Genomic DNA, 13,540 nt, shown 5'->3' with positions numbered 1-13,540 from the left:
CTCATTTCTTCGGCTTTCCGGGCGTGTTGGCGGCCTTGGCGGCCTTCGCCTCGGCGACCTTCTTGCGCTTGAAGCCCGACTTGATGTTGCCGAACACGTCCGGCTTGGCGCCGTGGCTGCGCATGATGGCGTATTGCTGGATGAAGGTCACGGTGTTGTTGGTGATCCAGTAGAGCACGAGACCGCTGGCGAAGTTGCCCAGCATGAACATGAAGACCCACGGCATCCACGCGAAGACCATCTTCTGGGTCGGGTCGGTGGGGGCGGGGTTCAGCTTCTGCTGCAGCCACATCGAGATGCCCAGCAGGATCGGCAGCACGCCCAGCGAGATGATCGCGAGCAGGCTCGACGGCTCGGGGGCGGCGAAGGGCAGCAGGCCGAACAGGTTGAGGATCGAGGACGGGTCGGGGGCCGACAGGTCGCGGATCCAGCCGAACCATTCGGCGTGACGCAGCTCGATGGTGACGAAGATCACCTTGTAGAGCGAGAAGAAGATCGGGATCTGCAGCAGGATCGGCAGGCAGCCCGAAGCCGGGTTCACCTTGTTGTCCTTGTAGAGCTTCATCATGCCCTTTTGCAGCTCCTGGCGGTCGTCGCCGGCGCGCTCCTTGAGCGCCTCCATCTCGGGCTGCAGCTCCTTCATCTTGGCCATCGAGACATAGGAGCGGTAGGCCAGCGGGAACACGATCGCCTTGAGGATCAGCGTCAGCGCCACGATCGCCCAGCCCATGTTGCCGATCACCCCGTTGAGGAAGTGCAGCAGGATGAAGATCGGCTTGGTCAGGAAGAAGAACCAGCCCCAGTCGATGCTGTCGACGAAGCCCGCGATGCCGCCTTCGTTCTGGTAGCCCTGGATCGCCTCCCATTCCTTGGCGCCCGCGAACAGGCGGGTGTCGGAGGTCGCGGTCGCGCCGGGGGCCACCTCGATCGCGGGCAGCACGGCGTCGGTCTGGTAGATCTCGGAGCGGTCGGAATAGCGCACCACCGAGCGGAACGAGGTGGCCGGCTCGGGGATGAGCGTGGTCATCCAGTACTTGTCGGTGAAACCGGTCCAGCCGTTCTCGGTGACCTCGGCCACGTCGACCCGGCCCGCGCCGCGCGCATCGGGTTCGAGATCGGGCATGTCGTCGTAGTCGATCTCTTCGAGCGTGCCGTCGGTCATCCGCACCACGCCCTCGTGCAGGATGAAGAAGCCCTGCGTGTCGGGCTCGCCATGGCGGGCGACAAAGCCGTAGGGGGCGAGGGTGACGGGCGTGTCGGTGGTGTTTTCGACGGTCTGCTCGATGTCGAACATGAATTTTTCGTCGACCGAGACGGTGCGGCGGAAGATCAGGCCGTCGCCGTTGTCCCATGCCAGCGTCACCGGGGTGTCGGGGGTCAGCGTGTCGCCGTCCTCCAGCGTCCACAGCGTGTCCGGGCCGGGCAGGGCGGTGGTGGTGCCGCCCACCGGGGCCCAGCCCCAGACGGCGTAATAGGGCGTCTCGCTGCCGACCGGGGAGAGCAGCCGCACCAGCGGGCTCTCGGGGTCGAGCGTCTCCTGGTATCCGGTCAGCGACAGATCGTCGATCCGGCCCCCGAGCAGCGACAGCGAACCGGTCAGGCTCGGCGTTTCGACGGTGACGCGCGGCGCGTCCTGCGCCGCGGCTGCGGCCTGTGCGGTGCTGCCGCCAGTCGCGGTGTCGCCGGTCGCGCCGGGGGTGAGATCCCCGGCCGGTGCGCTGGAAACCGCGTCTGCCTCGTGCGAGGGGGCCTGCTCCTCTGGCGGGAAGATGAGGAACCAGCCCAGGATCACCACCAGGCTGAGCACCGTCGCCAGGACCAGGTTCTTGTTCTGATCGTCCATGAAAAGCCGCCTCGGATCGCCGGGAAAAGGTCAGTGGCGGTTCAACAGGGCGGTGGTCCGAAGGTCAAGCTCTTTTGCCTTCGGCGGCGGGGTGCCGCGGCGGGGCGCGCCGGGTGCCATGGGGCCGAAAGCGGCGTCAAACGGCCCGGCGCGGCTGCGCCTCGAAGCTGCGAAGCCAGGCTTCGGTTTCGGGGCGCGGCATCGGGCGGGCGATGCCGAAACCCTGCACATGGCCGCAGCCGAGCCTGGCCAGCATCTCGCGCTCGGCTTGGGTTTCGACCCCTTCCGCCAGGGTTTCGATTCCGAGCCGGTCGGCCATGGTCAGGATGGCCGAGACCATCTTCTGTTGCTCGGGATCGGTGTCGATCCGGCTGACGAAGGAGCGGTCGATCTTGATGCGCTGGATCGAAAACCGCCGGATCGAGGTGATCGCGGCGTGGCCGGTGCCGAAATCGTCGAGATCGAGCCGGCAGCCCAGCCCGGCGAGACCCGACAGGTTGCGCACCACCACGTCCTCGAGGCGATGCGCCACCACCGTTTCCAGCACCTCGATCACCAGCCGGTCGGGGGAGAGGTCGAAGCGGTCGAGCTCCCAGGCGAGACGGTCGATGAGTTTGGGGTCGGCCAGCTCGCTTTGCGAGAAATTGACCGCGACCTGCGGCACGCTCAGCCCCGCCGCATCCCACAGGCGCAGCGCGTTGAGCCCGTCCTGCACCATGATTTCGCCCAGGCGCCCCATCAGCCCGGCCTGTTCGATCACCGGCAGGAATTCGGCGGGCGGAATCAGGCCGCGGTCGGGGTGGTGCCAGCGGGCCAGCGCCTCGACCCCGGTGATGCGGCCGTCGCGGATCGACACCTGCGGCTGGTAATAGGCGGTGAGGTCGCCGCGATCGAGCGCCGCCGAAATTTCGTCGCACAGGTTGTTGCGGGTGCTGATGCGGTGCTGCATGGCCCGGGAGTAGCTGCGGATCGTGGCCGCGCCGCGGCGCTGCGCCTCGATCAGCGCCAGCGTCGCCGCCTGCAGCAATTCGGTGCCGCCGGGCTGCTGCAGGCGCAGCGCCAGCGCGAAACCGACCGAAACGGTTGCATAGACCTGCGCCTCGCCGATCTCGATCGGGTCCGAGACCGCCTGTTGCAGCCGCTGGCCCAGCTGGATCACGCTGTCGAGATCCAGCTTGTGGTCCGAGACGAGGGCGATGCCAAAGCAGGGGCCGTCGAGCCGCGACAGCGCGTCATCCCCGCGCAGCCCGTCCTGAAGCCGTTCGCCCACGATGCGCAGCACCTGTTCGACCGCGGCGCGGTCGTGGCGCTGTTCGAGCTGCTTGAAGGCGTCGATCTCGATCGCCATCGCCGCCACGCTCCGGCCCCCGGCCGTGCGATGCAGCATCCGGTCGAGCGCCATGGTCAACGAGGCCCGGTCGCCCAGCCCGGTCAGCGATCGCGCGGCCCGCCGCGCGACAGGATCGGCCGGCCCACCGCGCTGGCCACCGTGAGCGGCAGCGCGGCGACCACCAGCGCCATGCCAAGAGCGCCCCCGAGGATGAGCGCACCGAGAAGCAGCATCGGCGCGAGAGCGGGGCCGGTGGATCGGGCCAGCTGCCCGAGCCAGGCGCGCGCCGGGCCGCGATCGTGCAGTGGAAGGTTTCGAGCCGTGCTGCGCATCAGTGCATCCATCCCGCGGGTGGCGGGGCGCGCAGCCGCGCCCAACCTCGATCCACAGGCTAGAAAGACGATCTGATCGGGGCGTTAACGGACGGGCGGCAAATCGTTAGAATTGCCTCAGTCGCCGCCTGCGCCCAAGCCGAGCCCGGCAAAATCGAACAGCGCCGGGTCGAGCATGTGGCTTGGCCGGACCTGGCTCAGCGCGACGAACATCTTCTGCCGCCGCCCCGGCGCGTTTCTTTCCCACTGGTCGATCATCTGCTTGATCTGCTGGCGTTGCAGCCCGTCCTGGCTGCCGCAGAGGTCGCAGGGAATGATCGGATAGTTCATCGCGTTCGCGAATTTCTCGCAATCGGCCTCGGCCACGTGGGCGAGCGGGCGGTAGAGGAACAGGTCGCCTTCGTCATTGACCAGCTTGGGCGGCATGGTCGCGATCTTGCCGCCGTGGAACAGGTTGAGAAAGAAGGTTTCCAGCATGTCGTCGCGGTGATGGCCCAGCACCACCGCCGAGCAGCCCTCCTCGCGCGCGACGCGGTAGAGATTGGCGCGGCGCAGCCGCGAGCACAGCGCGCACATGGTCCGGCCCTGCGGCACCTTGTCCATGACGATGGAATAGGTGTCCTGATACTCGATCCGGTGCGGCACCTTCATGCGTTCGAGAAACTCGGGCAGCACGGTCGCCGGAAAGCCCGGCTGGCCCTGGTCGAGGTTGCAGGCGAGGATCTCCACCGGCAAGAGACCGCGCCATTGCAGTTCGGTCAGCGCGGCCAGAAGCGTGTAGCTGTCCTTGCCGCCCGACAGGCAGACCAGCCAGCGCGCGCCGCGCTCGACCATGCCGTATTTCTCGATCGCCTCGCGGGTGTCGCGGATGATCCGCTTGCGCAGCTTGCGGAACTCGGTCGTCTTGGGCGCCCCGGCAAAGAGCGGGTGGATGTCGTCTTGGGCGTCTTGGGCGTCGTCGAGCATGGCCGGACCTTTCGCTGGATCGGCGCGGATATGCCACGGGCGCGCGCGCGAGGAAAGGTCGCACCGGCCCGGGGCGAGGGAACGCCTTTTGGCCCGAACCTGTTGGCCCCGACAGGCGGCACGGGCCGCCGGATCGGCAAGGGAGAGACCGCATGACGTTTCCGATGAAGGCATTTTCGACCTGCGCGGCGCTGCTGGCGTTGCCGGGGGCGGCCACGGCGCAGGACGCGGTGGCCAACATGGTCGGCGTGGACGGGGCCCCGATGGGGACCGTGGCGATGACCGAAACCCCGAACGGCGTGCTGCTGACGCTTGGCATCACCAACCTGCCGGAGGGCGGGCACAGCTTCCACATCCACGAGACCGGCGCCTGCGCCCCGGATTTCGAGGCCGCTGGCGGGCATTACAATCCCGACGGGGCCGGGCACGGCTTTCTCAACGAGGCCGGTCCGCATGCGGGCGACATGCCCAACATCTATGCGGATGCCGAGCTGGAGGTGAATGCCGACATGTTCACCGACCGGGTCTCGATGCAGCCCGACGCCGAGAACACGCTGTTCGACGATGACGGCTCGGCGATCATCATCCACATGAATCCCGACACCTACCAGTCCGAGGCCGAGGCGGGCGCGCGTATCGCCTGCGGCGTCATCGAGCTGGAGCAGTGATCAATCGGGGACGTTGTCGATGCCGCTGCCGCCCCATGGGTGGCAGCGCGCGAGGCGGCGCAGGATCAGCCAGCCGCCCCTGAGCCCGCCGTGTTTTTCCAGCGCCTCGAGCGCATAGGCCGAGCAGGTCGGGTGAAACCGGCAGCCATGGCCGACCATGGGCGAGAAGGTGAGCCGGTAGGCGCGCACCGGCAGGGCGACGATCCGCGCGAGCGGGCTCACGCCTGTCTGTGGACGCGGCCCAGCGCCCATTCCAGGTCGCGCGCCATCTGTTCGATGTCATGCGTGGCCGTGACCTCGGCCCGACCGATCAGCACGTAATCCCAGCCGGCGCGGCCCCGTTCGGGCAGCACCTTGCGCGCGACCTCGCGCAGGCGACGCTTGGCGCGGTTGCGGGCCACGGCGTTGCCGACCTTCTTCGAACAGGTGAAGCCGACGCGCACGGCGTCCGAGCCGTCATCGCGCGGGTTGCCCTGAAGATGGAATCCGGTCGTGCCCTGCCGCAGCGCCCGTGCGGCGCGCAGGAAATCGGGGCGTTTGCGCATCTTGTCCACGCCAACGCCGAAAGACCCCTGCGCGGCGACATCTCTGCCGGCCACGGGGGTCTCTCGATCTGCCACCTGATCGGAAATCAGGCGCTCAGGACCTTGCGGCCCTGCGCGCGGCGGGCGTTGATGATCTTCCGGCCGGCCTTGGTGGCCATGCGGGCACGGAAGCCGTGACGCGACTTGCGCACACGGTTCGAGGGTTGGAACGTGCGTTTCATTGCGCTTTCTCCGTCTCAAGGGGCCGCGCCGTCCGCCGTCCATGCCGGATTCGGGGCCTGCCATATTCGAAGCCCGTGCCATAAAGAGGCATCCGCGGCCTGTCAACGCAAGCCGGGCGGAATCCCGTCCTCACGTAAAATGTTACAGTCCGGCGCCCCGGATCAACAGGGCGCGAGGGGGCTGGGCGAGGCCCGGATGTCGGTGCATGTCTGACGAGACAGCAGCCCGGGAGGCCCTCATGACTGGCGAAACCACCGAAACGTCGGCGTCCTCGCGCCCCGGCTGGGCGCGCTACCTGCCGCTTGCGGTGATCGGTGTCGTGGCGCTGGCCGGGGCCGTCCTGTTGCGCGACGTGCTGAGCTTCGAGACGCTGCGCGACAACCGCGAGGCGCTGATCGCGTGGCGCGATGCCAATTACGCGCTCGCCGTGGCGGGATTCATCGCGGCCTATGTGGTCATCGTCGCCTTTTCGCTGCCCGGCGCCACCGTGGCGACGCTGACGGGCGGGTTCCTGTTCGGCACGTTTCCGGGAGTGGTCTTCAACGTGACGGGGGCGACGATCGGCGCGATCCTGATCTTTCTCGCCGCGCGGGCCGGTCTGGGACGGCGGCTGTCCAGGGGCATGGACACCTCCGAAGGACGGCTGAAGAAGATCAAGGACGGCATCCACGAGAACCAGTGGTCGATGCTGTTTCTGCTGCGGCTTCTGCCGGTGGTGCCGTTCTTCGTGGCCAACCTGCTGCCGGCGCTGGTCGGCGTGGGCCTCGGGGCCTTCGCGATCACCACCTTCCTCGGCATCGCGCCGGGCGCGCTGGTCTTCACCTCGGTGGGGGCGGGGCTGGGGGCGGTGTTCGCCGCGGGCGAGACGCCCGATCTCGGTCTCATCTTCGAGCCGCACATCCTGTTGCCGCTGCTCGGTCTTGCCGCGCTGTCGGCGCTTCCCCTCGTGATCAAGGCCGTGAAGGGCCGGAAAGGTCTCGCATGAGCCATATCGACTGCGACATCTGCATCATCGGCGCCGGGTCGGGCGGGCTTTCGGTCGCGGCGGGGGCGGCGCAGATGGGCGCGCGCGTGGTGCTGGTCGAAAAGGGCGAGATGGGCGGCGATTGCCTCAACAGCGGCTGCGTGCCCTCCAAGGCGCTGCTCGCCGCGGCCAAGCAGGCGCACCAGATGACCAAGGGCGCCGAGATGGGCATCACGCCCGTCGCGCCCGAGATCGATTTCGCCGCCGTGAAGGACCACGTCGCGCGCAGCATCGCCACCATCGCCCCGGTCGATTCGCAAGAGCGGTTCGAGGGGTTCGGCGTCACGGTGATCCGCGAGCATGCGCGCTTTACCTCGCCGGATGAAATGCAGGCGGGCGACACCACCATCAAGGCGCGCCGCTTCGTGCTGGCCACCGGGTCGCGGCCGCTGGTGCCGCCGATCGACGGGATCGAGGACACGCCCTATTTCACCAACGAGACGATCTTCGATCTGCGCGAGAAGCCCCGCCACCTGCTGGTGATCGGCGGCGGGCCGATCGGCATCGAGATGGCGCAGGCGCATCGCAGGCTTGGCTGCGAGGTCACGGTGATCGAGGGCATGAAGGCGCTGGGCAAGGACGACCCCGAGCTGGCGGGCCAGCTGCTCGACAGCTTGCGCGCCGAGGGCATCCGCATCGAGGAGGACGCCAAGGTCACCGCCGTTTCGGGCCGCGAGGGCGCGATCACCGTCGAGACGGAAAAGGGCCGCTTCGAAGGCTCGCACATGCTCATGGCGGTGGGGCGCGAGGTGGTGACCGACGGGCTCGGTCTCGACGTGGCACACGTGAAACATGACCGGAAGGGAATCGCCGTCGGCGCGGATCTGCGCTCGGAGACGAATCGCCGGGTCTATGCGGTGGGCGACGCGGCGGGCGGGCTGATGTTCACCCATGTCGCGGGCTACCATGCGGGCGTCATCATCCGCTCCATGCTGTTCGGGCTGCCGTCCAAGGCGAAGACCTCGCATATCCCCTGGGCCACCTATACCGATCCCGGTCTCGCGCAGGTCGGGCTGACCGAGGCGCAGGCGCGCGCGGCGCATGGCGACGCGCTCAGGGTGATCCGCGCGGCGTTCGACGAGAACGACCGCGCCATCGCCGAAACCCGCACCAAGGGCATGCTCAAGCTGATGGCGGTCAAGGGCCGCCCGGTGGGGGCCACGATCTACGGCGCGAATGCCGACGACCTGATCGGCGTCTGGGCCATCGCCATCGCGAGCGGCTTGAGGCTGTCGAAGATCGCGGGGGCGGTGCTCCCGTATCCCAGTTTCGGAGAAATCAACAAACGCGCGGCGGGCAACTATTTCAGCGCCAGCCTGTTTGATAACAAGTGGGTGAAGACGGCCGTTCGGACGGTCCAGCGCTGGGTGCCTTGATCTCCCGGCGGCCCGCCGGCGAAAAGGGACCAGATGCTCAATACCCTCTCCGGACGTTTCCTGCTTCTGACCACGGTCTTCGTGATGCTGGCCGAGGTGCTGATCTTCGTGCCGTCCGTGGCGCGATTCCGGGAGGATTATCTCGAATTGCGGCTGGAGCGGGCGCAGATCGCCTCTCTGGCGCTGCTGGCCTCCGAGACGCTCGATGCCGATCTCGAAACCGAGCTTCTGGAGAATGCGGGCGTCTACAACGTCGTGCTCCGGCGCGACGAGGTGCGCCAGCTTGCGCTCTCCTCGCCGATCCCCGAGCCGATACATGCCACCTATGACCTGCGGGGCGCCTCGGCGCTGCAGCTGATCCGCGACGCCGTGGGCACGCTGCTCGATCCGGATGAACGGATCATCCGGGTGATCGGCGACCCGGTGCAGCAGGGCGGGCTGTTGATCGAGGTGACGATGGACCAGGCGCCGCTGCGCGCCGAGATGCTCGACTACGGGCTGCGCATCCTGATCCTGTCGGCGGTGATCTCGGTGGTGACGGCGGCGCTGTTGTTCGCCGCGGTGCAGGCCTTTCTCGTGACGCCGATCAAGCGGGTGGTGGCGCAGATCCAGAGCTATGCCGACGCGCCCGAGGATGCGCGCCGGATCATCGCGCCGCGCGCGGGCCTGCGCGAGCTGCACGAGGCCGAAACCGCGCTGCAGGCGATGGAGACGCAATTGACCTCGGCGCTGCGCCAGAAGGATCGGCTCGCGCAGCTGGGATCGGGGGTCGCCAAGGTCAGCCACGATCTGCGCAACATCCTCACCTCGGCGCAGCTTTTCGCGGATCGTCTCGAAAGCTCTGAGGACCCGCTGGTCAAGCGCATGGCGCCCAAGCTGGTGGGCTCGATCAGCCGCGCGGTGAGCCTGTGCGAATCGACGCTGGCCTTCGGGCGCGCCGAAGAGCCGCCGCCGCAGCTCGCCCGGCTGCCGCTGCCGGCGCTGGTGGCCGAGGTGCTGGAGGCCGAACGGCTGGCGGCGGGCGAGGAGGCCGAGATCGCCTTCGTCGACGAGGTGCCCCCGGGGCTGGTGCTGCGCGCCGATGCCGAGCAGCTCTACCGCGTGCTGTCGAACCTCGTGCGCAACGCGCGGCAGGCGATTCTCGCGCAGGGCGGCGGCGGCCGCGTCACCGTGTCGGCGCGCGAGGACGAGGATGCGTGGTGGATCTTCGTCGCCGATACCGGGCCGGGCCTGCCGCCCAAGGCGCGCGAACACCTGTTCCGGGCGTTTCGCGGCGGCGTCGCCAAGGGCGGCTCGGGGCTCGGCCTGGCCATCGCCGCCGAGCTTGTGCGCGGCCATGGTGGCCGGCTGGAGCTGGCCCGTACGGACGCGACCGGGACGGAATTCGCGATCTGCCTGCCGCGCAACGCGCCCAAGCCGCTCCTCGGCTGAGGCTTGCCGCCACGGCAGGGGCGGTTCGGTGCAGAAAGCCGGAGATTTCTGCAAAACGGCCCTTGCATGTCCCGGCACCGGACGGTAGATCGGCCTCACTCTACAGCGGACTGGTAGCTCAGTTGGATAGAGTACTTGACTACGAATCAAGGGGTCGGGGGTTCGAATCCTCCCCAGTCCGCCACTTCCTTCCCGGAAAACACGAAGATCGCCAAAGCCCCTTCGGGGGCTTTTGTCGTTTCAGGTTCCTGCATCTTTTCGGGTGGGGGACTCGAAATCGGGCCGCGGCGCGATACCTGCTGAACAAGATTTGGATTCAACCGGGAGGGCCTTTCGATGGCCGATGACAGGGAAGAACGGATCCGGCAGAGCGCCTATGATCTGTGGCAGCGCGAAGGCGCGCCGGAGGGGCGCGATCAGGATCACTGGCACGAGGCCGTGGCGCAGATCGATGCGGAGGACGCGACCGGGGCCGACGTGGCGCCCGGCACCGCCGCCGCCGCCGGTCTGGCCGGGCGTTCGGACGACCTGCCCCTGAGCGCGGATGGGCTCGACGAGATGGGGCAGCAGCAGGCCCGCGAAGCCATGCCGGACGGGCCGGGCGAGGAAATCGCCGACACCAGCCCCGCCACGGGCGGGCGCCGCAAATCCGCCGCGGCATCGACCGAGCCGGGGGCTGCGCCCAAGCGGGGCCGTGCGAAAAAGGCGGCCTCCGCGAAGAAGGTCGCGCCCGCCAAGGCCGGCGCCAAGAAGGGCGGCAACACCGTGGCCGCGGGCGAAAAGAAAGTGTCGCGCCGCGCCGTGCGCAGCGGCCCGGAAAAGACCGCCGATGACTATGCCAAGGGGCCGAGCGAAACGGGCTGAGCCCGCCGCACCGCATGGCACGAAAAAGGGCCGCTCCATGCCCGGAGCGGCCCTTTCTGCATTTGGCGCAGCGGTGCACCGATATCAGGGCGCCAGCTCCTCGGCCTCGCGCGCCTCGTCTTCGGTGATGCCGAGCCGTTGGCGCAGCAGCGTGAGATAGGCGCGGTTGGCCTCGGTCTCCGAATCCACCGCCGCGCGGGACGCGAGGTAGAACTCGACCGCCATGTCGTGGTCGTCGATCCGCGCCAGCAACGTGTCGAGCGGCTTGGGATGCTCGATCTCGGTCGCGATCAGCCGCCGCTCGTCGGCGGTGGCCTCGGCTTCGTCGAGCTGGCCCGAGATCCGATGCCGTTCATCGTCGGACAGGGTGCCGTCGGCATGGGCGGCGGCGATCATGCCGCGGATCAGCAGGAGCGCGCGATCGTCGCTCATGGCCTCGGCGGCCTGCGCGTGACGCGGATCGGGGGGATCCGAGGCGGGCGCGTCGCCGCCCAGCGCCCCCGCGATCTGGTCGAAGATGCCGCTCAGCCCGGAGCTGCTGCTGGTGCTGGCGGCCTGCGCGGTGGAGCCGCTGGCGCGCTGGCGCGACTGGTGGTCGCGATAGGCCTGGTAGGCCATGTAGCCCAGCGCCGCGACGCCGGCCTTTCCGCGCAGGCCGCGCCCGCCGAGAAGCGCCGCGTTGCCAAGCCCGCCGCGACGGCGGCCCCGGCCGCCCATGCGCGAGGCCAGCATGACGCCGAGAATGCGTTTGAGACTCATGGGAGGGATCCTTTCCGCCTGGGTCGTCAGCGCAACGAAACCGGCGCGGGCTTCGTTCCCCGGCCCATGCCCAGCCATGCCCCGCCATGGGCCGCGCGCCTCGGAGCATCCCGCCGCATGGTGTTGTGGCGGGGGGAGGGGGCCATGGCCGGACGAGGTTTTTCGGCGCCGACCGGAACCCCGCCGCGCTTGCCCCGGTTGCCTCTTGAAGACAAGAATGCGGTGCGCAGGACGCGCCACGAGGGGAGATTGCACGACATGACCGATACTGCCGAGCCCGCCAAGCGGCCCAATTCATCCCGGTTCTGGATCGCGGTGGTGGCCGCCGTGATCGGCTGGCTGCTCGTGCTGTGGCTGCTCATCGCGCGCGCCTCGATCGGCGGCGATCTCGAAGAGGCGCAGGCCCGGATCGTCGAGGTCGAGGACCAGGTGGCGGTCCAGACCGAGACCATGGGCAGCATCGAGGCGCTGCGCGCCGAGCTCGAAGGGCTCCGGGTCGAGGAGCAGGAGCTCGAGAACCGCCGCGCCACCATCGAGGCGGAGATCATTCCCGCCGAAGAGCGCCTGCAGGAGCTGTCCGGCCGGATCGAGACGGCCGAGGCCGATCTCGACGCCGCGCAGGCCGAGACGCAATCGCTCGAAGAGCAGCTTGCGCCGCTGCGCAGCGAGCTGGGCAGCTTCGAGACCCGCCGCGAGGAGGCGCGCGCCCGTGCCGAGACGGCCACCGCCGAATTGGCCGATGTCACGCAGCGTCTTGAACAGGCCCGCGCCGAGGAGGCCGAGCTGCGCCAGCTGATCGCGACGCTGAGCAGCGAGGCCGCCGAGCTGACCGAGCAGGTGGCGCAGGCCGAGACCGAGCTGGGCGAGCTGCGCGGCGAAAGCGATGCGCTGAAGGCCGAGCTGGCCGAGACGGAGGCCCGCGTGGCCGAATTGACCGAGCGGCGCGACGGTCTGGAGGCCGAGGTGACCGGGCTGAGCGATGAGCGCGCGGCGCTGTCGCAGGAGGTGAGCTCGGCCCGCGAGCAGCGGCAGGTGCTGCAGGAAGAGGTCGCGCAGCTGGCGCAGAACCTCGCGCGCCGGGCCGAGGATCTGGCGCAGGTCGAGCGCCGCATCGCCGGGGCAGGGGCCGAGGTCGAGGCCGGAACGCAAGCCGCCGCCGCGCAGGGCGAAACCGCCACGCAGGACGCGCCCGAGCCGAAGATCACCGATCTGCCCGAGGCGCAGGACGCGCAGGCCACTTCCGGCGCGCCGCAGCAGGCCGAAGCCGAAGACGCGCGCCCGCAGGTGACGGAGCTGCCCGAGGACGCGCCGGAGACGGAGACGGCGCAGGCCGCCACGCGCCCGCAGGTGACCGACCTGCCGCAGGCGGACACCGCCGGGGCTGCGCCGGAAGCGGCGCAGGACGCCGCGCGTCCGCAGGTGACCGACCTGCCGCAAGACGAGGCCGTCGCCGCGCCGGAGGCCGGTAACGCGCAGGCCCCGGCGCCGCAGGAGGCCGAAGCGGTCGCCGCGGCGGACACCGCCCCGGCCGGTCCCGCCGCGGCGCCCGCCGACAGCGATGCCACCGGCGACAGGACGGCCATCGCCGCGCTGGAGCCCGGGCTTTACACGCTGGGCCCGATCGCGGTGAAATTCTCCGATGACGGGCGCTTCACCATGGCGGGCAGCGACCAGTTCGGTCGGGTCAATGGCCGCTATGTGGCCGAAGACGGCATCCTGACGCTCGACGAGGTTCAGGGCGATACCGGGTCGGCGGTCTTCCCGATGCGCTGCGAGATGTCCCAGGGCGAAAACGGCATCGCCCTGGGCGACAGCGACGGCTCCTGCGCGCTGTTCGAGGGCCGCGAGTTCGTGGCGACCCGCTGATCGCGACCGCAGGGCGCTGACTGGCTCTCGCGGGTCTTTCGCTCCGGGCGGTCGGCGCTGTCCTTGCACTGGCGGCGGCGGCCATCGCGGCGGTGCGGATCGGCGCGGTCAGCCCCGCGGTGGGCGACGTGATCGGCGGCAACGCCTTCGAGGGGATGGTCCCGTCGGCGGCGGATGTCTTCGACGACGGCTCGACCTGGGGCGCCATGACCGCCGCCGACCGCGCCACCGCGCTCATCGCGATGCTGATGACGGGGGCTCCTGCCGGGGCGGCTGCGGCGCGAAAAGCCCGGCCCGGTGGGCATCGGCTTTGA

General features: G+C 69.3%; 15 protein-coding genes and 1 tRNA gene. 8 read left to right on the top strand and 8 right to left on the bottom strand.

Annotated elements, in window-relative coordinates; genetic code table 11:
• Position 1: 1 nt before the first annotated feature.
• From yidC to ttcA, 4 genes are all read right to left on the bottom strand, one after another.
• A complete protein-coding gene (yidC, locus tag LOKHON_RS02075) occupies positions 2 to 1,843 on the bottom strand; it encodes a membrane protein insertase YidC (protein WP_017928054.1) in 1,842 nt (613 codons plus the stop codon).
• A gap of 136 nt (positions 1,844 to 1,979) precedes the next feature.
• A complete protein-coding gene (locus LOKHON_RS02070) occupies positions 1,980 to 3,245 on the bottom strand; it encodes a putative bifunctional diguanylate cyclase/phosphodiesterase (RefSeq protein ID WP_051585567.1) in 1,266 nt (421 codons plus the stop codon).
• 29 nt (positions 3,246 to 3,274) lie between these two features.
• Entirely contained in the window at positions 3,275 to 3,505 is a 231-nt protein-coding gene (locus tag LOKHON_RS02065) for a hypothetical protein (RefSeq protein ID WP_051585564.1), read from the bottom strand.
• A 117-nt stretch (positions 3,506 to 3,622) separates the two neighbouring features.
• Entirely contained in the window at positions 3,623 to 4,471 is an 849-nt protein-coding gene (gene ttcA, locus LOKHON_RS02060) for a tRNA 2-thiocytidine(32) synthetase TtcA (RefSeq protein ID WP_017928056.1), read from the bottom strand.
• 152 nt (positions 4,472 to 4,623) lie between these two features.
• Here ttcA and LOKHON_RS02055 point away from each other — a divergent pair, with 152 nt between their 5' ends.
• A complete protein-coding gene (locus tag LOKHON_RS02055) occupies positions 4,624 to 5,139 on the top strand; it encodes a superoxide dismutase family protein (RefSeq protein ID WP_017928057.1) in 516 nt (171 codons plus the stop codon).
• Here LOKHON_RS02055 and yidD read toward each other — a convergent pair whose 3' ends face one another.
• From yidD to rpmH, 3 genes are read right to left on the bottom strand one after another with little or no spacing between them, the layout of a single operon-like run.
• Positions 5,140 to 5,361: a membrane protein insertion efficiency factor YidD gene (gene yidD, locus LOKHON_RS02050; protein WP_017928058.1), complete on the bottom strand. Its 222-nt coding sequence runs from the start codon at positions 5,359 to 5,361 to the stop codon at positions 5,140 to 5,142.
• Entirely contained in the window at positions 5,358 to 5,738 is a 381-nt protein-coding gene (gene rnpA / locus LOKHON_RS02045; protein ID WP_017928059.1) for a ribonuclease P protein component, read from the bottom strand. Before rnpA ends, yidD begins: the two co-directional genes overlap by 4 nt.
• A 32-nt stretch (positions 5,739 to 5,770) precedes the next feature.
• Positions 5,771 to 5,905 carry a 50S ribosomal protein L34 gene (rpmH, locus tag LOKHON_RS02040; protein WP_017928060.1) on the bottom strand — a complete coding sequence of 45 codons (135 nt, stop codon included), beginning with the start codon at positions 5,903 to 5,905 and terminating at the stop codon, positions 5,771 to 5,773.
• Positions 5,906 to 6,144: 239 nt separating this feature from the next.
• Here rpmH and LOKHON_RS02035 point away from each other — a divergent pair, with 239 nt between their 5' ends.
• The 5 genes from LOKHON_RS02035 to LOKHON_RS02015 all read left to right on the top strand — a co-directional run bounded on the left by LOKHON_RS02035 (position 6,145) and on the right by LOKHON_RS02015 (position 10,601).
• Positions 6,145 to 6,891 carry a TVP38/TMEM64 family protein gene (locus LOKHON_RS02035; protein WP_017928061.1) on the top strand — a complete coding sequence of 249 codons (747 nt, stop codon included), beginning with the start codon at positions 6,145 to 6,147 and terminating at the stop codon, positions 6,889 to 6,891.
• A complete protein-coding gene (locus LOKHON_RS02030; protein WP_017928062.1) occupies positions 6,888 to 8,306 on the top strand; it encodes a dihydrolipoyl dehydrogenase family protein in 1,419 nt (472 codons plus the stop codon). Before LOKHON_RS02035 ends, LOKHON_RS02030 begins: the two co-directional genes overlap by 4 nt.
• Before the next feature lie 33 nt (positions 8,307 to 8,339).
• Entirely contained in the window at positions 8,340 to 9,737 is a 1,398-nt protein-coding gene (locus LOKHON_RS02025) for a sensor histidine kinase (protein WP_017928063.1), read from the top strand.
• A 107-nt stretch (positions 9,738 to 9,844) separates the two neighbouring features.
• Positions 9,845 to 9,921 (top strand) — tRNA-Arg (locus tag LOKHON_RS02020).
• Positions 9,922 to 10,073: 152 nt separating this feature from the next.
• Complete coding sequence (locus LOKHON_RS02015; RefSeq protein ID WP_017928064.1) at positions 10,074 to 10,601, top strand: DUF2934 domain-containing protein; 528 nt, start codon at positions 10,074 to 10,076, stop codon at positions 10,599 to 10,601.
• A gap of 84 nt (positions 10,602 to 10,685) precedes the next feature.
• On the opposite strand, the gene LOKHON_RS02010 is transcribed toward LOKHON_RS02015, so the two are convergent.
• Positions 10,686 to 11,360, bottom strand: coding sequence for a tellurite resistance TerB family protein (locus tag LOKHON_RS02010; RefSeq protein ID WP_017928065.1), 675 nt, complete (start codon positions 11,358 to 11,360; stop codon positions 10,686 to 10,688).
• Positions 11,361 to 11,618: 258 nt separating this feature from the next.
• On the opposite strand from LOKHON_RS02010, the gene LOKHON_RS16035 reads away from it, so the two are divergent.
• Positions 11,619 to 13,226, top strand: a complete 1,608-nt coding sequence (locus tag LOKHON_RS16035; RefSeq protein WP_017928066.1) for a coiled-coil domain-containing protein — start codon at positions 11,619 to 11,621, stop codon at positions 13,224 to 13,226.
• Between the two features lie 92 nt (positions 13,227 to 13,318).
• The gene (locus LOKHON_RS02000) at positions 13,319 to 13,540 is read left to right on the top strand and encodes a hypothetical protein (protein ID WP_026147430.1); all 222 of its coding nucleotides are present in this window, start codon (positions 13,319 to 13,321) and stop codon (positions 13,538 to 13,540) included.

This window comes from Limimaricola hongkongensis DSM 17492, from assembly GCF_000600975.2.
In the GTDB taxonomy this organism is placed as follows: Bacteria; Pseudomonadota; Alphaproteobacteria; order Rhodobacterales; family Rhodobacteraceae; genus Limimaricola; species Limimaricola hongkongensis.
The sequence above is the reverse complement of the archived record's forward strand: the minus strand, read 5'-3'. Positions and strand labels throughout refer to the sequence as shown.

Excerpts from the sequence above, each read along its gene's own strand:
- yidC (WP_017928054.1), bottom strand. The coding sequence starts at position 1,843 with ATGGACGATCAGAACAAGAACCTGGTCCTGGCGACGGTGCTCAGCCTG.
- LOKHON_RS02070 (WP_051585567.1), bottom strand. The coding sequence starts at position 3,245 with ATGGCGCTCGACCGGATGCTGCATCGCACGGCCGGGGGCCGGAGCGTG.
- LOKHON_RS02065 (WP_051585564.1), bottom strand. The coding sequence starts at position 3,505 with ATGCGCAGCACGGCTCGAAACCTTCCACTGCACGATCGCGGCCCGGCG.
- ttcA (WP_017928056.1), bottom strand. The coding sequence starts at position 4,471 with ATGCTCGACGACGCCCAAGACGCCCAAGACGACATCCACCCGCTCTTT.
- LOKHON_RS02055 (WP_017928057.1), top strand. The coding sequence starts at position 4,624 with ATGACGTTTCCGATGAAGGCATTTTCGACCTGCGCGGCGCTGCTGGCG.
- rpmH (WP_017928060.1), bottom strand. The coding sequence starts at position 5,905 with ATGAAACGCACGTTCCAACCCTCGAACCGTGTGCGCAAGTCGCGTCAC.
- LOKHON_RS02035 (WP_017928061.1), top strand. The coding sequence starts at position 6,145 with ATGACTGGCGAAACCACCGAAACGTCGGCGTCCTCGCGCCCCGGCTGG.
- LOKHON_RS02030 (WP_017928062.1), top strand. The coding sequence starts at position 6,888 with ATGAGCCATATCGACTGCGACATCTGCATCATCGGCGCCGGGTCGGGC.
- LOKHON_RS02025 (WP_017928063.1), top strand. The coding sequence starts at position 8,340 with ATGCTCAATACCCTCTCCGGACGTTTCCTGCTTCTGACCACGGTCTTC.
- LOKHON_RS02015 (WP_017928064.1), top strand. The coding sequence starts at position 10,074 with ATGGCCGATGACAGGGAAGAACGGATCCGGCAGAGCGCCTATGATCTG.
- LOKHON_RS02010 (WP_017928065.1), bottom strand. The coding sequence starts at position 11,360 with ATGAGTCTCAAACGCATTCTCGGCGTCATGCTGGCCTCGCGCATGGGC.
- LOKHON_RS16035 (WP_017928066.1), top strand. The coding sequence starts at position 11,619 with ATGACCGATACTGCCGAGCCCGCCAAGCGGCCCAATTCATCCCGGTTC.